An 8,449-nucleotide genomic window follows, 5' to 3' on the forward strand; every position below is an offset into this window, starting at 1 on the left:
TGGCCCACTGTGTGGGGATGACTACGCGGCGGGCAGTGCTGGGCGGGATCGTTGCGGCTGCGGGTGGCCTGGTGACGGGTGCCGCGGCCGCGAGCGCGGCGGCGGGAGCTGCGGGCCCTGCGGCAACGGGCAAAGCGGGGGCTGCGAAGGGGAAAGCGCGCAACGCGGGGGCGTTGACGCCGCCGGGGCGCAGCGACCTGACGATCACGGCGCGCAAGCGGGCGGAGTGGGGCGCGAACGAAGCGGTCAGGGTGAAGCCGGACGGCTCGGAGGCGTGGGCGCTGCGGTTCTCACCGGTGCAGGGGCTGGTGGTGCACCACTCGGCGCTGCCGGTGGAGGCGGACCGGAACGCGACGGTGCGCGGCATCCACGAGCTGCACGCGGTGCGCAGGCAGTGGGCGGACATCGGCTACCACTTGGTGATCGATCCGGAAGGCGTTGTGTACGAAGGCCGTTACTCTGGCCGCGACGCGGTGCCGATCTTCGACGCGCACCCGGTCCAGGGCCGCAAACCCCTGGTGGTGACCGGAGGGCACGTGTCGGGCCACAACATGGGCAACATCGGGATCTGCCTGCTGGGCGACATGACGGCGGCGCAGCCCGGCGCGGGCGCGCGGTCGAGCCTGGTGCGCACCCTGGCCGGGCTGAGCGTGCTGTGCGGGTTGGACCCGGCGGTGGACTTCGAGTACGTCAACCCCGACAACGGTGCCCGCGTCACGAAACCGACGATCAGCAGGCACCGCGACTGGGTCGGCACGGCGTGTCCGGGCGAGGCGTTCGCCACGCAGTTCGACACGGTGCGGGCCGAGGTGGTCAGACTGGTGAAGGGTCAACGTGCGCGCTGAACCCGGGCCTCGTCCCAGACCGGCTCATCCGACTCGACCACCGAACCGTCCGAGCGGAACACCACGAAACGGTCGAACGACCGAGCGAACCACCGGTCGTGCGTCACCGCGACGACGGTGCCGGTGAACTGCTCCAGCGCGTTCTGCAACGCCTCCGCCGAAGTCAGGTCGAGGTTGTCGGTCGGCTCGTCGAGCAGCAGCAGCGTGGCGCCGGTCAGCTCCAGCAACAGGATCTGGAACCGCGCCTGCTGACCGCCGGACAGCGTCTCGAAGCGCTGATCACCAGAAGCTTCGAGCCCGTAGCGCCGCAGCGCGCCCATCGCCTTGCCGCGATCGAGCCCTGTGCGCTGATCATCGCCGTGCCACAACACCTCGGTGAGCGTCTTGCCGATCCACTCCGGGTGGTCGTGCGTCTGCGCGAACAATCCCGGCTCCACGCGCGCGCCCAGCCGACAGTCGCCCGTGTGCGGCACAGAACCCTTGTCCGCCAACAACCTCAGGAAGTGGCTCTTGCCGGAGCCGTTAGAGCCCAACACCGCGACGCGGTCGGTGAAGAAGACCTCCAGGTCGAACGGCTTCATGAGCCCGGTCAGCTCCAGCCGCTCACACGTGATCGCGCGAATGCCGGTGCGACCACCGCGCAGGCGCGGCGTGACCTTCTCCTCCTGTGGCATCTCCGGAGGCTTCCCGGCCTCCTCGAACTTCCGCAGGCGCGTCTGCATCGCGCGGTACCGCGAAGCCATGTCGGGGCTGCTCGCGGCCTGGTCGCGCAGGGTGCGCACGAGGTCCTTGAGCTTCTGGTGGTCCTCGTCCCAGCGCTTGTGCAGCTCAGCGACGCGCTCCCACCGCGCTTCCCGCGCAGCGTGCCAGGTGCCGAAGCTGCCGACGTGCGTCCACGCTGTCCGCGCCTCCACGGTCACCACGTGGGTCGCCGCGATCGCGAGCAGTTCGCGGTCGTGCGAGACCACCAGGACGGCCTTGTCGGTCTCGGCCAGCTTCTGTTCCAGCCAACGCTTTCCGGGCACGTCGAGGTAGTTGTCCGGCTCGTCGAGCAACAGCACCTGCTCGCGTCCCCGGAACAGCGTCTCCAGCACGAGCCGCTTCTGCTCGCCGCCGGAGAGCGTCTTCACGCCACGGTGCTGGGCTCGGTCGAAGGGCACGCCCATCGCCGAAACGGTCACGGTGTCCCAGAGCACCTCGGCGTCGTAACCGCCGACCTCGCCCCAGTTCGCGAGCGCGTTGGCGTAGCGCATCTGCGTCGGCTCGTCGTCGACGTCCATCAGCTTCAGCTCGACCTCGTCGAGTTCCGCCGCCGCGGTGCGAAGTGCTTGCGGTGAAACGGAGAGCAGCAGATCGCGCACGGTCTGCTCGTCGCGAACGGAGCCGATGAACTGCGACATGACCGCGAGCCCGCCGTGCACGGCCACGGAGCCCTCGTCGGGCTTCAGCTCGCCGGAGAGCAGTCGCAGCAACGTCGTCTTACCGGCGCCGTTGGAGCCGACGAGCGCGACGACCGAGCCCGCGTTGACCTTGATGGCGACGTCCCGGAACAGCTCCCGTCCATCCGAGAGGTGATAGGACAGACCAGCCGCGTCGAGATATCCCACGGTCCCCATGATGCAGGAGGCCGCGAACGGTTATCCGTTCGCCATCCGCGAGAGCGCCGTGAGCCTGCTGATCGCGCGCAGGTACTTCTTGCGGTAGCCGCCGCGCAGCATCTCCTCGGTGAACATCGCCGACAACGAGCTGCCGGACACCGCGATGGGGATGTTGCGGTCGTACATGCGGTCCGCGAACACCACCAGCCGCAGCGCCACGTCCTGGTCGGCCGCCGCGCGCACGCCGCTGATCAGCACGAGCGGCACGCCGTCGACGAGGCGCCCGTAGCGCGAGGGGTGCAGGCGAGCCAGGTGCGCGCACAGCTCGTCGAAGGAGTCCAGGGTCGCGCCCTCGGTCTCCTTGGCCCGCAGCGCGAGGTCTTCGTCACTCAGCGGCTCCGGCGCCTCCGGCAGGCCGCGGTGGCGGTAGTCGGGGCCGTCCACGCGCGCCACGTCGAAGCGCGCGGACAGCGCCTGGATCTCGCGGAGGAAGCTGTCGGCGGCGAAGCGGCCCTCGCCGAGCTTGTCCGGCAACGTGTTCGAGGTCGCGGCCACGTGCACCCCGGCGTCGGTCAGCTCCGCCAGCAGGCGCGTGACCAGCATGGTGTCGCCGGGGTCGTCCAGCTCGAACTCGTCGATGGCCAGCAGCTTGTGCGCGGACAGCCGCCGCACCGCCTCGCCGAAGCCGAGCGCGCCGACTAGGTGGGTCAGCTCGACGAAGGTGCCGTAGGACTTGGGCTCGGGCGCGGCGTGCCAGATCGAGGCCAGCAGGTGCGTCTTGCCGACGCCGAAGCCCCCGTCGAGGTACAGGCCGGGCTTGCCGCCCTCGGCCTTCCCGCCGCCGAAGAGGCTGCTCCACCACGACTTCGCTCGCTCGTCCTCGACCACCCGCTCCGCGAAGGACCTCCCCCGTTCGAGTGCCGTTGCCTGGCTGGGCTCGGACGGGCTCGGCAGGTAGGTGTCGAAGGAGACCGAGTCGAACATCGGGGGCGGGACCATCGCCGCGACCAGCTCATCGGTGCTGACCTCAGGCAACCGGTCCACCAAGCGGGGCGCGGACATGGGCGCGAGCCTATCCCGGGGCCTCCCGGGCGAGCGGGCCCGCCGGTGCCCGTGCTGGGATGGGCCCGTGGACAGCCTCTGGTCAGCGCAACCCGACGAGCCCTTCGACGAGGGCCGGATCGAGGAGTTCTACGCCTACCCGTCGCCGCTGGAGCGGCCGTGGGTGCGGGTCAACTTCGTGTCCAGTGTGGACGGTGCGGTGTCGGTGTCCGGCCGTTCGCGCGGACTGTCCACGCCGGCCGACCACAGGGTGTTCCAGCTCGGCCGCGACCTGGCCGACGTCGTCCTCGTCGGGCTGGGCACGGCGGTGGTCGAGGGCTACGGCGGCGTACCCGTGACGGAACGGCGCGCTGAGCGGCGCAAGCGCCTCGGGCTGTCCCCCGTGCCGCCGATCGCGCTGGTGACCGGACGCTGCGCGCTGGCCCCGGACTCCCCACTGCTCACCGACACGGCCGTGCCGCCGCTGGTGTTCACCTCCGCGTCGGCCCCCGCCTCCGCGCGCAAGGACATCGCCGCCGCAGGAGCTGAGGTGATCGTCGCCGGGGAGGACCGGGTCGACCTGCGCGTGGCACTGGCCGAGCTGGGTGAGCGCGGCCTCCACAAGATCGACTGCGAGGGCGGGCCGACGCTGTTCGGCAACCTCATCGCCGAGGACCTCGTCGACGAGCTGTGCCTGACGATGTCCCCGCTGCTCGCGGGCGGGGACGCCGGGCGGATCGCGACGGGTCCGCTGCCGGAGCAGCCGCGCGCGCTGTCGCTGGTGTCCGTGCTGCACGAGGACGACGCGCTGCTGCTGCGCTACGGCCGGGGACGCGCGCCGTGACCGGCGACGACCGGGAGCTGATGACAGCGGCGGCGGGCGGCGACGTCGCGGCCTTCGACGCGCTCGTCCGGCGGCACACCACCAAGCTCTACCGCGTGGCGCTGCGCATCGTCGGGGACCCGGCAGACGCCGAGGACGTCGTGCAGGAGGCGTGGGTCTCGGCGTGGCGGTCGATGGCGGGCTTCCGGGGCGAGGCCGCGCCGACCACGTGGCTCTACCGGGTGGTCACCAACGCCGCGCTCGCGCACCTGCGCAGGCGCAGGCCGACCGTGCCGCTGGAGCAGGAGGGCCATGCCGAGTCCACGTTCGCCGACAGCTCCCCGACCCCGGAGCAGGCGGCGCTGAGCCGGGAGAAGGTCGACGCGGTGCTGCGCGCGATCGCGCTGTTGGAACCGAGCCAGCGGGTACCCCTGGTGCTGCGGGAACTGGAGGGGATGAGCTACGAGGAGGTCGCGTCCGTGCTGGAGGTCAGCGTCGCGGCCTTGCGCTCACGACTGCACCGGGCAAGGGTTGCCCTGCTCGCCAAGTTGGAGGAGCTGCGATGAGCGGATCAGCGCTGCCCTGCGGCCACACCGTCGGCGAGCTGCTCGACCTGGTCGTCGACGGCGGGTTGGAGCCCAGCGACACCGCGCTGGCCGCGCACGCGCGCACCTGCGAGCACTGCCGCGCCGAGATCGCGGCCCTGGAGAACCGCTGGGGTCCCGTGCGCGCGGCGGCGGCCGCCCCGGTCGAGATGCCGGAGGGCCTGATGTCCCGGGTGCTCGGCACCGTGCGCGGACTGCGCGAGCACGCCTTCTCCGAGCCCGCCGAGGTCGAGCAGGAGGGCGGCACGCTCCAGGTGAGCAGGCGCGCGCTGCTGCTGCTCGCCCGGGGGCACGCGGCCGACGTGCTGCTGGAGCTGCCCGGAGTCCACCTGCGCGGTCTGTCCACAGTGGACAAGGTCATCCGGGTGGAGATCGCGGTGCGCTACGGCGTGCCCGCCGTGGAGGTGGCCGACACGATCGCGCGACGGGTGGTGGAGCGGCTGCGCGAGTCCGTCGGTGCGGCGGCCCCGGAGGTGTCGGTCGAGGTCATCGACGTGCTGCCGCCACGACCGGAGCTTCGTCTACCCCCGTTCGAGTGACAAACCGAGATGTTCTCCGGCCGAGGGGCATCCATTCCGATGTGAGTGTCGAACTACGCGTCGACGGCTCCACACACCACGAGGCGTGATCGGAAAGGGAACTCCCATGGCTCAGAGCAGCCCCACCAAGACCGAGTCGACCACGGCCCCCGCGCAGCGGATGGCCTCGGCGGCTCCGGCCCGGCTCGCCGACGACACCTCTCAGGGCAAGACCAGCATCGCCTCCTCGGTGGTGCAGAAGATCGCGGGCATCGCGGCGCGGGAGATCTCCGGCGTGCACGCGATGGGCGGCGGCGTCTCCCGCGCGTTCGGCGCACTGCGCGAGCGCATCCCCGGCGGCGGCACCTCGGTCAGCACCGGCGTGGCGGTCGAGGTCGGCGAGAAGCAGGCCGCGATCGACCTGGACATCGTCGTGGAGTACGGCGCGTCCATCGTGGACCTCGCGCGGGCCGTGCGCCGCAACGTGATCACCGCGGTCGAGCGGATGACCGGACTGGAGGTGATCGAGGTCAACATCTCGGTCAACGACATCCACCTGCCGGACGGCAACGACGACGACTCGTCCGCGGGTGACTCGGGCAAGTCCCGGGTCGAGTAGCCGTGAGCGGCACCCAGCTGGCCGACGCCATCGCCGAGACCGTGCTCGCCCACCCCGCCGTGCACCGGCTCGACCCGGGGCAGTTCGGGGCGCTGGCCTCCTACCTCCCGGGCCGCCGGGTGGAGGGGGTCAGGGCGGCCGGTCCCGGCGAGCCGGTGGAGATCGGCGTCGTGCTCACCCTCGGCGGCTCGCTGCCCGAGGTGGTCGACGACCTCCGGGCGCGGGTCCGGCTGGTCACCGGGGACGTCCGGGTGGACGTCACGGTGACCGACGTGGTCCTGGCCGGTGATGGCTGAGCCCACGCCGTCCGATGGTGCGGACCGAGAACGAGAACGGCGCGCGGCGATCCGCGACTTCGTCCGCGCGCACCACCCCGACGTCGGGGGTGATCCGGAGGAGTTCGTCGCCGGGCTGGCCCGGCTGCGAGCGGAGTTCGATGAGCCCGAGAAGAGCGCCGCCCCGGCCGACGAGGTCTTCTTCGTCGTCCGGCGGCGGGGCGCGCGGGGGCTGCTGCGGCGCTGGTGGTCCCGGCGCCGCCGCCCGCCCCGCGTCCGCTGAGAACACCCGTCACGAGAAGGCAGGGAAGTCATGAACACATCCCAGATCGGTCTGCTCGCCGGTCTCATCCTCGGGGCCGCCGGAGCCGTCGGCGGGTTCTCCGCCGTGATCATCGCACTGGCGGTCGGCGTGCTCGGCCTGGTCATCGGCCGGGTGCTGGACGGCGAGCTGGACCTCGGCGAACTGCTCGGCAGGGGCCGGGACAGGTGAGCGCCCCGGCAACCGCCGTCGAGGTCCCGGAGCAGCGCGCCGCGCTGCCGGAGGACTCCCCCGCGGAGCAGGAGGTCGTGCTCGCCGAGGAGTCCGAACGCGGCTCGCTGGAGATCCACCCGGCGGTGCTGCGCAAGCTCGTGCAGCGGATCGTCGACGACTGCCCGGACACCGTGCGCACGCGCGGGCGGCTCGGCGGCGAGCACGGCGCGACCGCGCGGATCAGCGGCGACGCCCGCGAGATGGACATCGCGGTCGAGCTGGCGCTGCGCTACCCCTCCCCGGTCCGCGAGGCCGTGGAGTCCTTGCGCACCAAGCTCGTCGACGAGATGGGCCGGATCACCGGGCACCGCGTGCGCGCGGTCGACGTGACCGTGTCCGCGCTGCTGCCGGAGAACCGGCCCGCCAAGGTGGAGTGAGGACCATGCGACTACTGCTCCGACTGCTCTCCACGGTGCTCGGCCTCGCCGTCGCCGCCGGGGGCGCGGTGCTCGCGGTGGAGATGACCTGGTCGCTGGCCCAGCCGGGCTCGCGCGAGGCGCTCGTGCCGTGGCGCCAGTGGCTGGCGACCGTGGAGTCCTACTCCTGGTCGCGCGAGCCCGTGCTGTGGCTGGCCGGCGGGGTCGTCGCGCTCGGGCTGTTCCTGCTGCTCGTTGCCGCGACCGCCCGCCGCAAGGACGTCCGCCTGTCCGATCCGGTCGACGGTGTCGTCGTGACCACCTCGCCGCGCACGCTGGCCAGGCTGGTCGGCACCAAGGTGCGGGCCGCCGAGGGCGTCAGCGGTGCCACCGTCGTCGCGACCGGCAAGAAGGTGAAGGTGCGCGCGAGCGGCAGGTCCACCGAGCTGCGGCCCGGGCTCGCGGAGCTGGTGCGCGGCACCGTCCAGGACCTGCCGATGCCCAGGCACCCCAAGGTGCGCGTGGCCGTTGCCGCGCCGAAGAACTCCAGGGAGTCCTCGTGAGGAGCCCGGTCAAGGCCATCGCCCGCTCCGCCCGCGCCGAGCGCGTCCTGACGTCGCTGTTCGGCCTGCTCGCCGTGGCGGCGGGCGCGCTGGCGATCGTCGTCGGGCTCGGCTGGCTCGGCACTTTTCGGTCGCAGCGCTCGGTTTTCGACCCGATGCTCGCCGAGTGGATCGCCGCCAATCCACAGTGGACAAAGCTGATCGGCATCGGGCTCGGCCTCGTGCTGCTCGTCGTCGGTCTCATGTGGACGGTCCGCTCGCTGCGCCCCGAGCGCCAGCCCGACATGCTCCTGGACAACTCCGCGGCTGGGCGGCTCAAGGTCACTTCCGGCGCCGTCACCGACGCGGTCAGCGCCGACGCCGAATCCCTCTCCGGGGTCAGCCGCGCCAAGGCCCGCCTGGTCGGCTCCGCCGAGGAACCCGCGCTGCGCCTGTACCTCTGGCTGGCCGACGGCACCGACATCCGCCGCATCTGGCAGACCCTCGACACCGACGTGCTCGCCCGCGCCCGCTCCGCACTCGGCGTGGACACCCTCCCCACCGCCATCCGCCTCGAACTCGACACCGCCAAACCGTCGCGAGTGAGCTGAATGACTCATTCATGTGGTTCAACGGACTGAATGAGTCATTGAGGTGGTTGGGCCACCCCAATGACTCATTCAGCACGTAAG

Annotated in this window: 13 protein-coding genes; 11 read left to right on the forward strand and 2 right to left on the reverse strand. The window is 71.8% G+C overall.

Annotation, left to right across the window (positions count from 1 at the left end):
* The first annotated feature begins 17 nt into the window (after positions 1-17).
* A complete protein-coding gene (locus CCN37_RS25735) occupies positions 18-845 on the forward strand; it encodes a peptidoglycan recognition family protein (RefSeq protein WP_168200858.1) in 828 nt (275 codons plus the stop codon).
* On the opposite strand, the gene CCN37_RS25740 is transcribed toward CCN37_RS25735, so the two are convergent.
* Together CCN37_RS25740 and zapE are read right to left on the reverse strand one after the other, a co-directional pair.
* Complete coding sequence (locus tag CCN37_RS25740; RefSeq protein WP_210408194.1) at positions 830-2,461, reverse strand: ABC-F family ATP-binding cassette domain-containing protein; 1,632 nt, start codon at positions 2,459-2,461, stop codon at positions 830-832. The two genes, CCN37_RS25735 and CCN37_RS25740, sit on opposite strands and share 16 nt — an antisense overlap.
* A gap of 21 nt (positions 2,462-2,482) precedes the next feature.
* A complete protein-coding gene (zapE, locus tag CCN37_RS25745) occupies positions 2,483-3,505 on the reverse strand; it encodes a cell division protein ZapE (RefSeq protein ID WP_086825592.1) in 1,023 nt (340 codons plus the stop codon).
* Between the two features lie 67 nt (positions 3,506-3,572).
* Between zapE and CCN37_RS25750 the strand changes: the two genes are divergently transcribed.
* From CCN37_RS25750 to CCN37_RS25795, 10 genes are all read left to right on the forward strand, one after another.
* Complete coding sequence (locus CCN37_RS25750) at positions 3,573-4,328, forward strand: pyrimidine reductase family protein (protein ID WP_246843307.1); 756 nt, start codon at positions 3,573-3,575, stop codon at positions 4,326-4,328.
* Positions 4,329-4,348: 20 nt separating this feature from the next.
* Positions 4,349-4,873 (forward strand): RNA polymerase sigma factor, encoded by a 525-nt coding sequence (locus tag CCN37_RS25755; protein WP_086825622.1) that lies wholly within the window; start codon positions 4,349-4,351, stop codon positions 4,871-4,873.
* Positions 4,870-5,451, forward strand: coding sequence for an Asp23/Gls24 family envelope stress response protein (locus tag CCN37_RS25760; protein WP_086825597.1), 582 nt, complete (start codon positions 4,870-4,872; stop codon positions 5,449-5,451). Before CCN37_RS25755 ends, CCN37_RS25760 begins: the two co-directional genes overlap by 4 nt.
* A gap of 106 nt (positions 5,452-5,557) precedes the next feature.
* Complete coding sequence (locus CCN37_RS25765) at positions 5,558-6,049, forward strand: Asp23/Gls24 family envelope stress response protein (protein ID WP_086825600.1); 492 nt, start codon at positions 5,558-5,560, stop codon at positions 6,047-6,049.
* 2 nt (positions 6,050-6,051) lie between these two features.
* Entirely contained in the window at positions 6,052-6,345 is a 294-nt protein-coding gene (locus CCN37_RS25770) for a hypothetical protein (protein ID WP_086825602.1), read from the forward strand.
* A complete protein-coding gene (locus tag CCN37_RS25775; protein WP_086825604.1) occupies positions 6,338-6,607 on the forward strand; it encodes a hypothetical protein in 270 nt (89 codons plus the stop codon). The genes CCN37_RS25770 and CCN37_RS25775 overlap by 8 nt, the downstream gene beginning before the upstream one ends.
* A gap of 30 nt (positions 6,608-6,637) precedes the next feature.
* Positions 6,638-6,817, forward strand: a complete 180-nt coding sequence (locus CCN37_RS25780) for a hypothetical protein (protein WP_086825606.1) — start codon at positions 6,638-6,640, stop codon at positions 6,815-6,817.
* Positions 6,814-7,236: a hypothetical protein gene (locus tag CCN37_RS25785; RefSeq protein WP_086825608.1), complete on the forward strand. Its 423-nt coding sequence runs from the start codon at positions 6,814-6,816 to the stop codon at positions 7,234-7,236. The genes CCN37_RS25780 and CCN37_RS25785 overlap by 4 nt, the downstream gene beginning before the upstream one ends.
* Before the next feature lie 5 nt (positions 7,237-7,241).
* Positions 7,242-7,778: a DUF6286 domain-containing protein gene (locus CCN37_RS25790; protein ID WP_086825611.1), complete on the forward strand. Its 537-nt coding sequence runs from the start codon at positions 7,242-7,244 to the stop codon at positions 7,776-7,778.
* Positions 7,775-8,368 (forward strand): alkaline shock response membrane anchor protein AmaP, encoded by a 594-nt coding sequence (locus CCN37_RS25795; protein ID WP_086825613.1) that lies wholly within the window; start codon positions 7,775-7,777, stop codon positions 8,366-8,368. Before CCN37_RS25790 ends, CCN37_RS25795 begins: the two co-directional genes overlap by 4 nt.
* Positions 8,369-8,449 lie beyond the last annotated feature (81 nt).

It is taken from the genome of Allokutzneria sp. NRRL B-24872, from assembly GCF_002155965.1.
Lineage (GTDB): Bacteria > Actinomycetota > Actinomycetes > Mycobacteriales > Pseudonocardiaceae > Allokutzneria.

Excerpts from the sequence above, each read along its gene's own strand:
- zapE (WP_086825592.1), bottom strand. The coding sequence starts at position 3,505 with ATGTCCGCGCCCCGCTTGGTGGACCGGTTGCCTGAGGTCAGCACCGAT.
- CCN37_RS25780 (WP_086825606.1), top strand. The coding sequence starts at position 6,638 with ATGAACACATCCCAGATCGGTCTGCTCGCCGGTCTCATCCTCGGGGCC.
- CCN37_RS25755 (WP_086825622.1), top strand. The coding sequence starts at position 4,349 with ATGACAGCGGCGGCGGGCGGCGACGTCGCGGCCTTCGACGCGCTCGTC.
- CCN37_RS25740 (WP_210408194.1), bottom strand. The coding sequence starts at position 2,461 with ATGGGGACCGTGGGATATCTCGACGCGGCTGGTCTGTCCTATCACCTC.
- CCN37_RS25760 (WP_086825597.1), top strand. The coding sequence starts at position 4,870 with ATGAGCGGATCAGCGCTGCCCTGCGGCCACACCGTCGGCGAGCTGCTC.
- CCN37_RS25790 (WP_086825611.1), top strand. The coding sequence starts at position 7,242 with ATGCGACTACTGCTCCGACTGCTCTCCACGGTGCTCGGCCTCGCCGTC.
- CCN37_RS25735 (WP_168200858.1), top strand. The coding sequence starts at position 18 with ATGACTACGCGGCGGGCAGTGCTGGGCGGGATCGTTGCGGCTGCGGGT.
- CCN37_RS25765 (WP_086825600.1), top strand. The coding sequence starts at position 5,558 with ATGGCTCAGAGCAGCCCCACCAAGACCGAGTCGACCACGGCCCCCGCG.
- CCN37_RS25775 (WP_086825604.1), top strand. The coding sequence starts at position 6,338 with ATGGCTGAGCCCACGCCGTCCGATGGTGCGGACCGAGAACGAGAACGG.